12 protein-coding genes are annotated in these 16,257 nt (G+C 40.1%); 2 read left to right on the forward strand and 10 right to left on the reverse strand.

The genetic code is table 11. From position 1 onward, the window contains the following. Positions 1 to 18 precede the first annotated feature (18 nt). From HHO47_RS19150 to HHO47_RS02020, 9 genes are all read right to left on the reverse strand, one after another. Entirely contained in the window at positions 19 to 213 is a 195-nt protein-coding gene (locus tag HHO47_RS19150) for a hypothetical protein (protein ID WP_211183574.1), read from the reverse strand. Beyond that, entirely contained in the window at positions 197 to 583 is a 387-nt protein-coding gene (locus HHO47_RS19155; protein ID WP_348981625.1) for a glutathione S-transferase family protein, read from the reverse strand. The genes HHO47_RS19150 and HHO47_RS19155 overlap by 17 nt, the downstream gene beginning before the upstream one ends. A 37-nt stretch (positions 584 to 620) precedes the next feature. Continuing rightward, the gene (gene dgcA, locus HHO47_RS01990; protein WP_211183575.1) at positions 621 to 1,688 is read right to left on the reverse strand and encodes an N-acetyl-D-Glu racemase DgcA; all 1,068 of its coding nucleotides are present in this window, start codon (positions 1,686 to 1,688) and stop codon (positions 621 to 623) included. Next, the gene (gene dgcN / locus HHO47_RS01995; RefSeq protein ID WP_169018394.1) at positions 1,688 to 2,683 is read right to left on the reverse strand and encodes an N-acetyltransferase DgcN; all 996 of its coding nucleotides are present in this window, start codon (positions 2,681 to 2,683) and stop codon (positions 1,688 to 1,690) included. The genes dgcA and dgcN overlap by 1 nt, the downstream gene beginning before the upstream one ends. 122 nt (positions 2,684 to 2,805) lie before the next feature. After that, positions 2,806 to 3,681, reverse strand: coding sequence for a LysR family transcriptional regulator (locus HHO47_RS02000; RefSeq protein WP_169018395.1), 876 nt, complete (start codon positions 3,679 to 3,681; stop codon positions 2,806 to 2,808). A 24-nt stretch (positions 3,682 to 3,705) separates the two neighbouring features. Further along, positions 3,706 to 5,430, reverse strand: a complete 1,725-nt coding sequence (locus HHO47_RS02005) for a Na+/H+ antiporter NhaC family protein (protein ID WP_169018397.1) — start codon at positions 5,428 to 5,430, stop codon at positions 3,706 to 3,708. 107 nt (positions 5,431 to 5,537) lie between these two features. Then, positions 5,538 to 8,123 carry a M14 family zinc carboxypeptidase gene (locus tag HHO47_RS02010; protein WP_169018399.1) on the reverse strand — a complete coding sequence of 862 codons (2,586 nt, stop codon included), beginning with the start codon at positions 8,121 to 8,123 and terminating at the stop codon, positions 5,538 to 5,540. Beyond that, positions 8,123 to 9,703 carry an N-acyl-D-amino-acid deacylase family protein gene (locus HHO47_RS02015; protein ID WP_169018401.1) on the reverse strand — a complete coding sequence of 527 codons (1,581 nt, stop codon included), beginning with the start codon at positions 9,701 to 9,703 and terminating at the stop codon, positions 8,123 to 8,125. The genes HHO47_RS02010 and HHO47_RS02015 overlap by 1 nt, the downstream gene beginning before the upstream one ends. Before the next feature lie 74 nt (positions 9,704 to 9,777). Beyond that, entirely contained in the window at positions 9,778 to 12,780 is a 3,003-nt protein-coding gene (locus tag HHO47_RS02020) for a TonB-dependent receptor domain-containing protein (protein WP_169018403.1), read from the reverse strand. A 301-nt stretch (positions 12,781 to 13,081) separates the two neighbouring features. Between HHO47_RS02020 and HHO47_RS19525 the strand changes: the two genes are divergently transcribed. Next, positions 13,082 to 13,204, forward strand: coding sequence for a hypothetical protein (locus HHO47_RS19525; RefSeq protein ID WP_282435196.1), 123 nt, complete (start codon positions 13,082 to 13,084; stop codon positions 13,202 to 13,204). Between the two features lie 133 nt (positions 13,205 to 13,337). After that, positions 13,338 to 13,586 (forward strand): hypothetical protein, encoded by a 249-nt coding sequence (locus HHO47_RS02025; protein WP_169018405.1) that lies wholly within the window; start codon positions 13,338 to 13,340, stop codon positions 13,584 to 13,586. 262 nt (positions 13,587 to 13,848) lie between these two features. Here HHO47_RS02025 and HHO47_RS02030 read toward each other — a convergent pair whose 3' ends face one another. Beyond that, the gene (locus HHO47_RS02030; protein WP_169018407.1) at positions 13,849 to 16,191 is read right to left on the reverse strand and encodes a S9 family peptidase; all 2,343 of its coding nucleotides are present in this window, start codon (positions 16,189 to 16,191) and stop codon (positions 13,849 to 13,851) included. Positions 16,192 to 16,257 lie beyond the last annotated feature (66 nt).

A 16,257-nucleotide genomic window follows, 5' to 3' on the forward strand; every position in this document is an offset into this window, starting at 1 on the left:
AAAAGCGTTAAAACAAAATTAAAAGTCTTCACGCCCTTGGAGCTCAGTAAAATCACTCATAATCCATTTTTGATAGCCAGCTCTGGTTTTTAGTAATTCAAACCACTGAGTCACTCGCTCCGACAATGTTATTGCTAATCCCTGCGATGTTAGGCGAAATAAAATTGCTCCCACACAAATATCAGCCAAAGCGATTTTACCGATAGGGGGCATGGCTTAGCTGCTGTTCAATTATCTGTAAGCATTGCTCGCACTCTTGCAAGTCCTGAGTAATTTGCTCCATACAACGCTTGTTTTGCGCTTTGCGGTAATAACCCCAAAATACGGCCATAAAAGCGGGTTGAAAAATCACCTGAGACCAATCCATCCAACGCTCGTACAGCGAACGCTGATAGGGTGATGCATAGTACCAATCAGTCGTGCCATAACTTGCCGCCAAATAGCGTAATATACAATGTGACTCCCAAATAACATTATCACCGTCAACAAGTACTGGTACTTTTTGTAGCGGGTTCAAGGCTAAAAAGTCATCGCTTTGAAGGTCACCGAAACGACCACCCACTTCAATATGTTGGTAACTCACGCCCAGTTCATCCAGAAACCAGAGTATTTTTTGTACGTTAAACGAGGTTGTTCATCTGGCTTAATATTGAATCTAATGTTTTGCTGTTTTGTCCGCCCCATAATCGGTAGTTTAACGGCTGCATAATACCTGCATTAAATTCAAAGCCGCCGACGCGATCCGTTTTTATTAACAGCGGGCCATCTAAATCAACATATTTAGCTTCGCTGCTCAATAGCGATAACGGAGCCATTGCTAACGAGCTTCCCACCATACAACCAATCATTAGTTCAAAACCATATTGCCTTGCTTCTTTTGCTAAATTATTAGCCTCAGTCAGCCCCCCTGCTTTATCTAGTTTTATATTTATAGCTTGATAACGGCCTTTAAGATAAGGTAAGTCAGCACGAGTATGACACGACTCATCTGCACATAAAGGAATTGGAGAGTCAAAATTTAGTAAATCGTGATCATCGCCCACCGGTAAAGGTTGCTCAATTAAAACGACATTTAATTGTTTTAGTTGCTCACAGCAGTTTACAAGATCTTGAAAACTCCAGCCCTCATTTGCATCAACAATAAATTGGCTGTGTGGTGCAGCATTTGCAATCGCAGTCATTTTTTTCAAAATGTCTTGATTATCTAACTTCACTTTTACTAACGGGGGATTATTCAAAGCTATTACTGCCTCTGCCATTGCCTGAGGTGTGTCAATACTCAAAGTTTGCGCACATACACAAGGGGCGATGCATTTTTGTAATAATTCAGAGACTGTTGTTTTTTGCTGTTTTGCTTTTAAATCCCAAAGTGCGCAATCTAATGCATTTCGTGCAGCACCCGCCGGCATTGCCGCCACCTGAGCAATAAACTCAGCCACATGAGAGCTTTCGACTTGTTCAATTTGTGCAACCACACTAGTAACAGACTCACCGTAGCGGGTATAAGGAACTGCTTCTGCCCAACCAAAGTTCAGGCCATCACTAAGCACCACGGTAACAACATCCGCTTGTGTTTTTGCACCGCGAGCGATACGGAAAACCGCTTTTAACGGTAATAACTGATGAGAGACTTTAACAAGCCTTATCAGTCCTGTTGCAGGTAATAAACTGTTAGTTTGCTGTATCATTATAAGTTTTCCATAATCAATGCTGTACCATCACGCACAGGGTCAACACAAGGTAAGCCAAATTGCTCGCTTAATTGCGCACAAATTTCACGCCCTTGAGTAACACTCACGCTAGAAGTATTAACTGAAATTCCAACTATACGAGCATTAGGGTTAGTTAACTTTGCTGCGGCTAAATTCAGCTCTATTGTTGTTTCTATGCTTGGAAAGGAGGTATTTGATAACCCTCGCATATGGCTGCGGTTTAACGCATGGCAAATTACCAAAGCATCTGGTTGAGAGCCATGTAACAGGCCTAAACTCACCCCTGCAAACGCAGGATGTGATAATGACCCTTGCCCCTCAATAACATCCCAATGTTGTTCATCAGCATCTGGAGATAATGTCTCTGCTGCCCCTGAAATAAAGTCAGCAACCACGCAGTCAATTGCAACGCCTGTACCTGCAACTAAAATACCACACTGTCCAGTAGCTCGAAAGTTAACATCCATACCTTTTTCTGTCATTGTTTGTTCAAGGCTCAGAGTTGTATACATTTTACCAACCGAGCAATCGGTACCAACTGTTAATAGCCGCTTCCCAGAACGTTTACGCCCAGTACCTGTTGTAAACTGACTGGTAGGATGTCGAATATCAAAAAGTTGGCGATTACATTGTTTTGCTTTGCTAACAATTTCATCGAAGTTAGTTAGTTTTTCATGCAAACCGCTTACAATATCCATACCTTGATCTAGCGCTTCTAAAATAAACGGTAACCACTTTTTATCAAGTATGCCACCGCTATTAGCAAATCCTAAAACAAATGTTTTTGCACCCAATTTAGCCGCATCGCTAATGGTATGCTGTGTTAATCCTGTGGTCACTGTACACCCAGCTACACTCATCTCGCCTATACACAATTCAGGCCGCCAATATGCAGCACTTTGCGCCATTTTGATTGATAGCTGATCCGTAACATCACCAATAAATAACAAATAAGGAGGAGTAATTTTCATAAGAGTTCTCTAATGAGCAAAGAATAATAAGGTTTCACTGAGCATATAAGATCAACACTACAAAGATAGTAAGAAGAATTAGAAAACCTATAACCTTAGGCTATAAGAAAAATTAAATCACTTTAAATACATAGTGTTAATTGCTCTAAAAAGATACTTGCTGGATTCGATAGTGCTCTATTTTCCAACTGCAGAGCATTAACATTAAAATAAAGCGGAGGATCAAATGAAGCAATAGCAACATTATCAGACAAATTCCCTATTGCCGTATACTTATCAACAATACAAATACCAACACCTTGCGCCACCAGTCTTGCGGCAATAAAGTAAGTCTGTACTTTTATTGTTGAATTTAATTCTATATTTTCTTCCATCATACGACCCCATAACAAATTAGCTAATGGCCCACTATCACTAATATCAATAAATTCATAATCTGCTAAATCATCAAATGTCAGTTGTTCTGGTGCTTCAGGGAATAGCGTTTTAGGGTAAACAATCACCAACTCTGAACGAGCCAGTTCGATGGACTTTACTCCAGGCATATTGCAGGGAGAAAAAAGCACTGCAATATCACATTTGTGCTCTAGTAAGGCTTGTAATACTTCATTATTATGCACCGTTTGCACATTAAAGTTAACGTTGGGGTAACAGCTATGAAACAGAGCAATCGCACTAGGTAGAGCTTCAAAGCCGAGCGCAGGAGTGACGCTGAGATTAATATTGCCAAACTCCGACTTTTTGATATTTTCAGCGGTACTTTTTATCGTTCGCATCTGTAAATAAATTTTATTCACTTCATCAAACAGCATGTTTGCTTCATCAGTTGGGATCAGTCGCCCTTTTATTCGTTCAAATAACTTAAAGCCTAATTGCATCTCAGCATGAGATAACACTTTACTAACTGATGGCTGAGAAACATGCAGTATCTTTGCTGCGTTGGTAATTGAGCCGGTGGTGTAAATGGCATGAAATATTTCAATATGTCGTAAACGCATAGATCAACTCCTCAATGACAAAATTTAGGCAACAAAATAAACAAGTGCAGTCCACATAACGGCTGCAACACCTGCTGCCAAAGATGCAGGTACAAGCTGAGACTTAACATGATCCATTAAATCACAGCCAGTTGTCATTGCACTTAGGATTGTAGTGTCTGAAATAGGCGAGCATTGATCTCCATATACGCTGCCATTGAGCACTGCCGCAAAGCACACCATCATAAATAACTCGGGATTAGCTAGCTCTTGCGATTGGCACATAGCCCATGCCAGCGGCATTGCCAGTGGGAATGCAATAGCGTAAGTCCCCCAACTTGTCCCAGTTGAAAATGCAATAATGATGGTAATAAGTTGCAAAATAACAGGTAATAACCAAAATGGTAATTGTTCACCTAACAATGAAACTAAATATAAACCGCCACCTATTTGCTTGCTAATACTGCCAATAATGACTGCTAACATTAAAATAACTGATGCAACCACAACCCCTTTTAAGCCAGTTCCCAGCCCCTCTATTAAGTTATCAAGGGACATTCCTTTAGCTAAAGCTATCAACGCCGACATTAATAAAGCCACACCAAATGCCCAGTTAACCTCTGGAGTACCTGAATAAAAAAATGTCATCACTGCTATTGTGATCAAAGTCAATAACGGAAGTATAAATTCTAAAACATGGGGTTTATAACCGTCGGGGATATTTGTACCGCGTAGTTCTTTTGCACTTAATGGTTTGGCTTCTTGGGCATCTAATTGACCGGTTTCTTGTGCTCGCAGATGCGCTTGACGAATTCGTTTACCTGAAAAACGAGTTATATTTAGACTCAACAATAAAGTTCCAAGTACGGCTAAAATACTGTAAAAACTTAACGGGATACTGCTAAAAAAAAATTTAATTCGATCTGATTCTGTTGCTAAAAACGACACACCAGGAACAAAGATAAGCGCCTGAACGTAAGCAGGCCAAGCATTAAATGCTAAAATGGATGCAATAGGGGAGGCTGTAGAATCAACAATATAGCTCATTTCTTCATGACTAACTTTTGCTTTATCTGCCAATGGGCGCACAGTAGTACCTACAAGCGTTGTGCTCATAGTGCCACCTTGAAAAAACAATACGCCTAAAAACCATGATATAAACTTTGCAGAACGTTGCCCTTTGACAAAATATCGGGTCATAAAATTTGCAAAGGCTTGCGCCGCTCCAGTTTTAGACCAAATACCAAGTAGCCCGCCTAATAACCACAAATAAAGTAACAATAAAGCTGCAGTTCCTTCACTGGCAAGGTTTGGGATCAACACTTTATCGGTAAGGTCATATTCACCTAACATAAACGCACCAACAACAATCCCGCTAAATAAAGCAGTCAGAGGCTCTTTGGTTAACAAACATAAAATAATAGTAATTAATGCGGGTAGCAACGACCAAAAACCATAATGAAAAGCCGGTTTAAGCAATAAAAGTTGTCCATCATTTTTTTTAACCCACTGCTCAGATAAACGTGGCGTACTTTGATTTTTTGATAATGAAGCCTGATTTATTGGAGATTCAGCATATGGAACTACATTTTTTATTACTATCTCTTTCCCTTTATAGATATAAGCACTTTGACCTGATTCAGTGCTATAAGTATCGTATAAATAAGATTGTTCTAACCATGTTTGTTGCGTAAAAAAATTGACATACAAAGCCATACATAAGCCGCAAAGTAAGATACCAAACGCCAAGACATTTTTATTAATTATCATAGTGTGTAATCTTTTTTAATTTACAGTTGCTATAGAGAAGGTCAGGGGTTACCTGCTACAACACAAAAAAGCCCCACTAATGAAATATATTAATGAGGCATTTATTTTTATTCTGCCGCTAACGGGCGCGGGTTAGAAAATAATTTTGAGAAGAACAAACTATTCATAAACAGCTTTTCTGTACCGTAAAAATACCCTCTAAAATTAGGATCATCAGTAAACACTATGACACTTCCTTGCCCTAATCGCTGCCCAACGAGCATTGCGTTACCTGCAAGCTGCTGTTGATTTTCAGCTGAAGTGAAACCTGTTAATAAAGGCTGTTTAGCAATTTTAACTATAGTTGCATAAGGATTTTTTGGTGGTTCAAAGGCAAGTAAACCACTACGATGACTGGCAATTTCTCGACGACTATAACCATAACCTAATGGGTGAGTTATATCGAGATCACCGGCCATTATCGCTCCACCCACTATATCTTGCGCTTCTAAATGTGCTTTAGATGAGTAGTTAATCCGTGGTTGAGCACTACCGTTACCTGGTTTCATGCTCACCGTATTCAGGTCGAGTAATGTTTCTCCCGCCCATTTAGCACCATCACCTATCCCTACAAATGTACCACCCGATTTAACCCATGTTGTTACTTTATCTGTAAGCTCAGCGGTCATGTCTGAATACGTACCATCAGCCATTACTAAGTGTGTGTAATCAGATAATTTAACACTGTTTAAACGCCACTTTTCAAGTAATACAACCGGCATGCTCATACGCTGATCAAGCAAGTGCCATACTTCACCTGCTTGGTACTGAGACATGCCAGAACCTACAACTAATAATACTTTAGGTAAACTAACAGGTTCAATGTTATTGCTGCCCAAGTCCATGCCAGTACTTTGTGTATTAGCACTGTTTAAGGTAAATACAGGGATCCCCTCTTTTGTTGCTGCATCATTCATTAATTGATGTAGCTCAGTATTATTGCTACCCCCTTGCCAACCAGTTGACACCACAACACTGCCCCGTTGAAAAGTATGCAGGCCTTTATCTGTATTTGCCTGAAATTCATTATTTGCTATGCGAGGACGATAACCTTGTGATAATAATTTATATAACACTTTTGGAGCATAATAATTGCTCCATTCAAACGCATAAGCCACTTTAGCCATAGGGACATCGGATTGACGAGGAAAAGTAACTTTAATAGGGTCGCCGACTTTATAATTACGGCGAGTAAGTGGCTCATACTGTAAACCAAAAGCAAGTGGCATAGTCCAACCAGACACATCATAAAAGGTATTATTCTCGAATTCAGTTACTTTTGAAAATAACCCTTTTACCATAGGATAACTAGCTTGCGCTGTTTCTACGATATATGCTTTATTAGCAAAAAATTGTGTACCGTTGGTTTTTAAGTCTTTTTGCAATGGCTTAACAGTAATTTTATTTCGTTCAAGTAATTGTAAAAAGTGAAACAGCCGTGCAGGATCTTCAGGGGCAGTAAAAACATACGCTTTTACTTTATCACCCTTTGCTTGTTCTTTAGCCTGAGAAAAAAACTGCTGTTGAAAGCTAAGTAACTCAGTTTTTTTATCGACAGCATTATTTAATAACGCTAATCCCACATGATAATAAGTACGAATATTATCACGGAACGATAAAATTCCACGCGGTGTAGAGAGCAAACCAGCCGAACTTGCTTGCTCAAACAAGATACCTAAACTGCCATATAAATGCGGATACGTTGCGCCTTTACCCAAATAAAAATTATCGTAGGCTTCTTCGTTAAAATACGCACGCGCTTCACTATCCAAAAAGTCTCGAGGGCCTTGTACAACGTCACTCAACAGTGTCATTGCCTGTTTATTTATAATCGGGTGAACACGGTCTGGGGCACCTGGATGGAAATAAAATGATTTATATGAGCGCATTTCATGAAAATCAGCCACTATGTTTGGTCGCCACTGATGAAACTTATTTACCCAACCAACAGGCTCTGGTTGTTGTTGCAACATCCACTGGCGGTTTAAATCAAACCAATAATGATTTGTTCTTCCTGAAGGCCATGGCGATCCATGCAGTGCATGATTAGGGTCGCTCACACTGACTTGTGAAGAATATTTAAGATTCCATGCTGACTCACGGCTATTACCGTCTGGATTCATACTCGCAGTAAGTAAAATTACACTATTATCTAATAGTTTATCAATTTCTTTGCCTTGTGCAGCAGCTAAGTGATAAGCAATCGGCAATGCAGAATCATTTGAACTCACTTCACCACCATGAACACCAAAGTTGATCCAGCTAACCACTGGCATATCAATAAGTTCGGGAGTTGCACCTTGTTGTAAGCTCATGTGTTGCGCTTGTAACTGGGCTAAGTTTTTATGGTTATCGACTGATGTTATAGTAAGAGTAACAATAGGGCGACGTTCATTACTATAAGCTATCACTTCATATTTTACGCGCTCTGACTGAGCTGCGAGCTCTTGAAAATACGCAATCATACGGTCATTACGTGCCATTTGGTCACCAAGGCGATGACCTAAGAAACTTTCAGGCTCAGTGATTGTTGGATCAAATGTTACTGATGAATCAAAAATAGTATCTACTTGAGGCGCTGCACATATTGCAATACTAAACAATGAGACAACACAGAAAAAACTGAGTTTAAAAAATAAAAAAAGGGTTTTCATTACTTACTTGCCTTTGCTTGAGAATGACGGATCACTTGACCCGCAAGAATATTAGTCAACTTACCATCGGAAATAACCAGTTCACCGTTAACAACCATCCAACGTACACCTTCGCTTAGCTCTTCTGGATGAATGTAATCTGCTTTCGGTGTAAATTTGTTCTCATCAAAAATAACAATATCGGCAACATAGTCAACGTTGAGTTCACCTCGATCAGTTAAACCAAAGGTTTTTGCGGTTAAAGTGCTACTTTGATCAATAAACTGTCCTGTTGTTAGCCATTTATTTTGCTTTACGAACTCATGATATTTCTTCGGAAATGATGCATATTTTCGTGGATGGCCAGGACTTCCATCAGAAGATGTCATCACCCAAGGCTGTAACATATAAGCCTGTATATCTTGCTCTGACATATTAAAACTAGCAACGCGTGCATTTCCTGAAATAACAATTTTACGCGCAGCATCAATAGGTGATACACCCCACATAGAGGCTATTTCGAGTAATGTTTTACCGCGTAACTCTGAACGGGCAGGGTCACTTATCAACAATGAATCAGCACCACCTCGACGACGTAAGTTCTCTTGCATTGCAGCTTTGAGTAACGGCCATTGGGCCTCGTCTTGTATCCGCGCAATATACTCAGCTTTTGTTCCCGCTAACGTTTCGCGCGGCATTAAACTGCCCGCAATACTCGTACCCGATGCACGCCAAGGGTATTGATCAGCGGTAACATCAATACCGTTTTCACGAGCCTGATCAATTAAATTAATAACTTGCGTACTTTCTCCCCACACATCAACACCAAGGGCTTTAATATGTGCAATATGCACAGGAAGTTTTGCTTGCTCACCGATAGTGATCACTTCTTTAATTGCCCCAACTAAACCAACACTATAAGAACTTTCGTCACGAATGTGGCTGTCATAAACACCTCCATAACGGGCTGCAACTTTTGCAAGCTCAATCACTTCATTCGTTGTTGCGTAATTACCCGGTACATAATAAAGTCCAGTAGACAAACCAAGTGCACCTGCTTGCATTGCTTGCTCAACCAGGCCTTTCATTTGTGCAAGCTCTGCGGACGTTGGTGCGCGATTTGTACGCCCCATCACTGCAGTACGTACTGAGCCATGGCCAATGTATAATCCCACATTGGTTCCTATACCTTGCTCTTCGTATTGCCCAAAAGTATTCGCTACGTCAATATCACCACCACCATCTACATTACAAAAAACACTGCTCACACCTTGTGTTATGTAATTTGCATTTAAATTAGGTACGTTATTATCTGAAAAATCACTGCAAGCATGTGTATGAGGATCAATAAATCCAGGTGCAACTATATGATCCTGAGCATCAATTACTTTTTTTGCTCGTACATTTACTGGTGTTTGCTCACTAATAAATATAATTTTACCTTTATCAACACCAATCGCCCCCTTAATTGGCTCTCTATTTGCCCCTTGATAAATCGTGTTACCGGTTATAATTAAATCTATTGATGTGCTTTCACGACTACAACCAATAAGGGCTGCTGTCACAACAGCTACAAGTGCTGTTAATTTAGTAATTGGCATTACTCAATCCTATTCTTTGTATAGAACAATAAGAGCAACTGACATTGCTCATATTAAAATTTGCTAATGATTATTTAATCAAAGCTCATACTTAAACTAACATATACATAACGCCCTTCAGCATCATGTAAGCTCGCATTGTAGCCATATGTTTCATCAGCGAGTGGAGGCTCTTTATCAAAGATATTACGCATACCAAGACGCACCCGAGTTCCCTCTAAAGAACCTGAATCATAAGTATATTGACCATAAAGGTTAAATGTAGTCCAACTGTTTACGTGCCAAAATTCACCAGTCTCATTATGTATTGCACTAGTATCATAAAAGTCTCCCACATATTTACCGTATAGCCCAGCTCCCCAGTTCTCGTAGCTCCAAGAAAGGGTTCCTGTTGCTTGCCACTCGGGTCTGCCATCCATTTGCATCAAATCGCCCACATCCTCTAGTGCAAACCCTAGCTCAGCTAGTTGGGCTGACTCTTCATCTAGGCTTTGGTACGCTTTAAGCAATTTCGCAGTGTTCAATTTAAAGTCAAAATCACCAAATTGCGTATCATTAATTCTGTAGTTAATACTTAAATCAAGCCCTTCTGTGACACGCGAATCTAGATTCTCAAATAAACCTATCACTTCGGTTATATCACCTACAGCATCAAGCCCTGAACCACTAAAAAATGCCACATCATCAGCCGTTGCGGCCGCTCTGATCACGTTTTCGTTACTACCTCCATTTAAGCGATAGTAATAATCAAGATCTGTAATATTTTGATATGAGCGAATACCAATCAAATCTTCTTGTTCTATACGCCAATAATCAGCAGTAAAGGTCAGGTTATCAATCAGTTCTGGCGAATAAACCAGACCTAAACCATAGTTATAGTCATTTTCAGGTTTCAAGTCAGGGTTACCATAGCGAATATTAGAGACGCTATCGCTGCTGCTACATTCACTTAAACTACTTAACTCACCTTTATTAATTTGTGCTTGGCAACGATAATAATCTGTTGGATAATTTACTCGAGTAGTGCTTGCAGTGTGGAGTTGCTCTAAGTTGGGAGCACGAAAGCCTTCCGAGTATGATGCTCTAAAATGTAAGCTGTTAACTGGGTACCAACTTAAAACGGCTTTAGGTTTAAAAACACTGCCTACATCATTATATTGCTCAAAACGACCTGCAATTTGAAAATCTAATCGCTCAACAAGTGGAATGTCCATTTCAGGACTGATCAACGCTCCCGCAAATTCGACAAATGCCGAAGCAACATTACGCGAACCATCTGAATTAGGTTGACCACTTGAACCCATGATGTCTGATGCATAGTTTTCACCAGTAACACTATCTGTGTACGTTGTCGTTCCATTCAATCGATCGTCGTACTTGTTTTCAAAACTTTCATAACGCCATTCTGCCCCTAATGCCACACCAACATTTCCAGCAGGTAAAGAAAATAAAGAAGGCGTTGATATTTTAAAATCAACAAGCCCTAACTCAGTTTCACCAGTACGTGAGGTATCAACTAAAAAGCTATTAATTGTTTCTTGTGAGTTACACTGTGCATTACAAAATGGGTTATACGCTGAGCTATCTTGCTTATTTACGCTCTCTTGAAACAAACTCAAACTAATACGATTACCTGTATTATCAACTGTTTTAGCTGCAGAATACAAAGCGGCACTATCCCAACTCCAATTATCAATATCACCGCGTGCACCTCCTAAAAAGCGATATGAAGTATTTTCTACATTAATTTTTCGCACTCCAGCGTCAACAACGCGATAGGCATCGATAATAACGTCAAGACCTTCACTTGGAATATCGTAACCGCTTAGTTGATTAACTCCTGAACCTAATGGATTCCAATACGCAGAACTTGAAATTGTAACTGGGGCTGAGGTTAGTGTTGCAGTCTCACCACGTTGAGAGTTTGATTCTGCTCTATAATAACCAAGCTCGCTGTATAGCTCAGTATCATTTCCTAAATCGTGATTAATAAATACAAATGAGTTAAGTCGTTCGGTTTCAGGGATCAAAGTGCGGCTTGCGTTAGTGTTGTATGATTGCGTGCCGCTATTGATCGCACCACTATCAACACATAAACCATCGGCCAATACACACTGCTGATCAGCGTCGCTTGCATCTGATCCTTCAATATGAAAACGCCCAGCCGAGCTAGTTAAACCATCTACAGATTGACTCGCGTCAAAACGGCCCCAAGGAGTTGTTGTTGATGAATTACGAAAATTAGAATCGCCTTCCCAACGAGTCCCATCAAGAAAAGGGCGCAGATCAGAATTAGCTGAGTATTTAGTCTCTGACGCCATCACTTCTGAGCCGTAGTAATAATTGACAGAAGCCGTTACATTGGTCATTCCATCATTTAAGTCCCAACCAGCTAGCCCATTTAAATTAAGTTTTTCGCGTTCTGTATTTTCAGCTTGGCCATACTGCATATCAAATTGAAAGCCACTGAAATCTTCGCGCATTTGTGTATTTACAACACCAGCAACAGCATCAGAGCCGTAAATAGCAGCGGCACCATCATGCAACACCTCAACAGCATCAATCCCCATTACAGGAATAGAGTTTACGTTAACAGTTGTTACAGGCACTGAGTTTTCTGTTTGAGAACCTGGATGCTGTACTAAACGCCGACCATTTAAAAGTACCAAGGTATTTCCCGTACCTATACTGCGTAAATTTATTGATGCAACATCACCACGAGAGGCGTAAACACCACTAACAACATCATTACCATTAAAGCTAACTGTGCCGTTACTAGGGATCGATGCAAATAATTCACTCCCTGAAGTTGCACCAATTGCATCAATATCTTTAGAGTCAATAATAGAAACGGGTAATGCCCCTCCGATATCAGCTCCCTTAATCATAGAACCTACCACACTAATTACTTCAACATCTTCATCTACTTTAGTATGTTGGTTTGAAACCTCAGTTTCTTTCACATTCACCTGATTACTTTGCTCAGCAACTGCAGGTAAAGACATGACGCCTAATGCAGATAATAAACATAAACTAATTTTATTTAACTGATATTTTTCTTGATGAGATGCATACATGTGATTCCCCTAACTACTTATGTTTTTAATGGTTATAGTTTGTAAGTTGATTGCATTTCACACAGTGCACAATAAGATCTAATAAGACAATTGACAAAAAGTAGCCTATTTATAACCTCAGGTTATAGGTGTTTTTAATTAGATAATTGATTCAATTTATAGGAATCGTTATCAATTGGCCGCGCGTTCGATTTAATGAAAGCTTTAGGTTTAGAAGTAAAAATAGACGTAGTTGTACCTCAACACGATGAAAAGGCTAAAAGTAAATTAATAACGCAAATCCAGAACATGGTTGCGGATCATGAGTAATAGATCACTCGATGTGTATGCTGGCAAACAGCTCATGGGCCAATTTCAAGATAGTAATGGCTTTTGGTCTTTTAATAATTGGACTATGGAATCAGTAAAAAAACTAGATGATTAAACAATAATTATGAGATTTAAAATTTGCCCTAATCCACACTACCCCATAAAATAAAGTAATTCAAAACACTCCTAGGGAAGACAATGAGGAAAACTTTAAATGATCACGGATTGGAGACCGAATTAGAGTAAATATGCAGGGTCAGCTAGTTAAAAGAGATACAGACTCTGAGTTATGGGCATCATTAATACCTTCTGATGGTATGACTCTAAGAGTTACAAGTGCTATTGATAACTTAGGTATTGATGCAAAAGTTAATAATTCACAGCCCTTAGAAGTCATTTCAAATGATCCAGATTCAGGTACTTACCACTGGGATCATGCGAATGGAATATTTCCATATCAATCTGTCATATTTTGGTGGTCAAGAAAAACTAGCTAGCATTTAAAGAAAAGTCACACTAATATAGGTATCAATAGATTAATAAAACATGAAAGGGGGAGTAATAATGAATAGAAAAATTAACTGTATCGGTGGTGGTTCGAGTAATTAAGATCAACCCCAGCAAAAAATAATAGAGCCAGCATAGTTATGCTGGCTTTTTTATTTGTCTCATCCCAGTTTCACCTTACATGTCCGTTTAGTAAAGCCACACACTAATAATTAGTATGTGGCTTTTTAGTCTCTAAACTAACTTTCTGAGTTATTGATTTAATAAGTTCTTTTCAAAAAACTCAGCCATCATAGTATGATAGTGCAAGGTAGTGCCTTTACCTTCACGTAGGCTGTGTGAGCGGTTTGGGTATGAGAAAAACTCAAACTGTTTATTGTGCTTAACGAGTTCGTCAATTAAACGCTCTGAGCCTTGATAGTGCACGTTATCATCCCCAGTGCCGTGAATCAGCAATAGCTTACCGGTTAGGTTTTTAGCAAACGTAATAGGCGAGGTGTTATCGTAGCTCTCAGGGTCAGTATTTGGGTTACCCGCATAACGCTCTTGGTAAATAGTGTCGTATAAACGTATATCTGGCACGGGCGCTGAGGCAATACCCACTTTGAACTTATCACCGTGGCGGAACAGTAAATTAAGGGTTGAACTACCGCCACCTGAGTGGCCCCACACGCCAACGCGGTCGGTGTCTATTACATCCCAACGTTTTGCCATAGCATCTAGCGCATCAACTTGATCTTGCACGGTGACAGAGCCGATTTTTTTATAAATCGATTTGCGCCAATCACGGCCTTTTGGCGCACGAGTACCTCGGTTATCAACCGATGCGACAATAAAGCCTTTTTGGGTTAACAGTGATTTGTACAAGTAGCTATTGCCCTCGTAGCGGTCTTGTACTGTTGAGCCCCACGGTTCACCGTATACGTAAAACACAATTGGGTATTTTTTACTTTTATCCATGTTCTCTGGGAACATAATGTAGCCGTCAAGCTCGGTGCCATCCTGCGCATTCACTTTGAAAAATTCGTGGCTTGGTAAGCTTTGCTCAGCCAGTTTTTCTTTTAGCTCTTTATTTTCAACTAAGGTTTTTACATTAGTGTGATCGTTCACGTTAATGATTTGCTTTGTGGGCGGTGTGCCAAATTTAGAATAGCTGTGCATTGCCCATGAGGCATCTTTAGACATGTAATAGCTGTTTGAGCCTTCAAACTCAGCAGGGGTTACACGCACAGGTTTGCTACTGCCATCAAGTGGCGTGCTATATAAATAGCGCTGACCTGGATCGTTTGGTGAAGCAATAAAATACATGACGTTTTTGTCTTCATTGATCGTGAGCATATCAACAATATCGTAATCGCCAGGCGTTAGGTCAATAATGGTTTTGCCATCGCGCGATACACGGTAAAGATGACGCCAGCCGTCACGTTCGCTGTGCCAAATAAAAAACTCGCCGTCTTTTGACCAATTGGCTTTATAAAACCATTCGATAAACGCATCGTCTTTATCTTCTAAAATTTTAGTCAGTTGCTGCTTTTGCCAATCAAATAACCACACTTTATTGTGGCTTTGCGGGCGGTTTAAATCTTGGATCATTAACTCATTCCCAGTGCCTGCCCAGCTAATACGCGGAATGTAGCGATCGCGATTATCGCCTCCAAGTTTTGCCCAGCGGGTTTGTTTATCTGCAATACTCACCACACCAACACGTACGGCTGAGTTAGTTTCACCGGCTTTAGGGTAAGGGAATTCTTTGAGAGTAGGATAGAGCTCATCGGTGTTGTTGATCATAGTGAAAAATTTAACATCACTGGTATCAAGCTGCCAATAGGCGATTGATTTGTTATCTGGGCTCCAACGAAAGCCATCAGCAATGGTGAACTCTTCTTCGTACACCCAATCAAAGTTGCCGTTAACAATAGTGGCGCTGCCATCGGTTGTAAGCGCTGTTACATCGTTACTACCAACCGCTTGCATATAAATGTTGTTATCGCGCACGTAAGCCACTTTTGAGCTATCTGGTGAGAACTTAGCAAACATTAATTTGGTAGGTTCAACGTCTGCGCCACCTAATTGCTGTAATTGATTGGTTTCAAGATTGAGTAACCAAAAATCCCCACGGCTGCGTGAGCGCCAAACTTGCTCGCTATTGGTAAATACCATAAGCCATTTACCGTCTTTTGACCATTGGTAGCTTTCGATTGCAAATGGCTCATCTGCGCCCTCTGGCAGTAGCTTTTCAAACTCAACTAAAACTTTGCGACCTGTACCGTCAGCGTTGTAAAATACAATGTCGTTACCTTTTACGCCGTGCTCTTTGTCGTCATCAGCTTTAGCATTATCAGCGTCGTCTTTTTTATCTTGTTCGCTCTCACGCGCTTCAAGCACTGTGTAGCCAGTACCATCATCTAGCCATTTAAAGTAAGTGCTACGCTGCGCTTTGAAATATTTATCTTTATAGATTTGTTCAAGGGTAAGCGGATTACTAACTTGGCTCACCGTAGTATTCCCTGTGGTATTTTGCGTTACAGAGCAGCCTGATAACGAAAGCCCGGCCAGTACCGACAGTACTAAAGCCGAAGATTTAAGTAATTTCATATGGAGATCCTAAATGCGCATAGCGCTTATTGTAGTTATTTATGTGAGTTATATCACTTTAGCAAA

The organism is Pseudoalteromonas arctica, assembly GCF_012927645.1.
In the GTDB taxonomy this organism is placed as follows: domain Bacteria; phylum Pseudomonadota; class Gammaproteobacteria; order Enterobacterales; family Alteromonadaceae; genus Pseudoalteromonas; species Pseudoalteromonas arctica_A.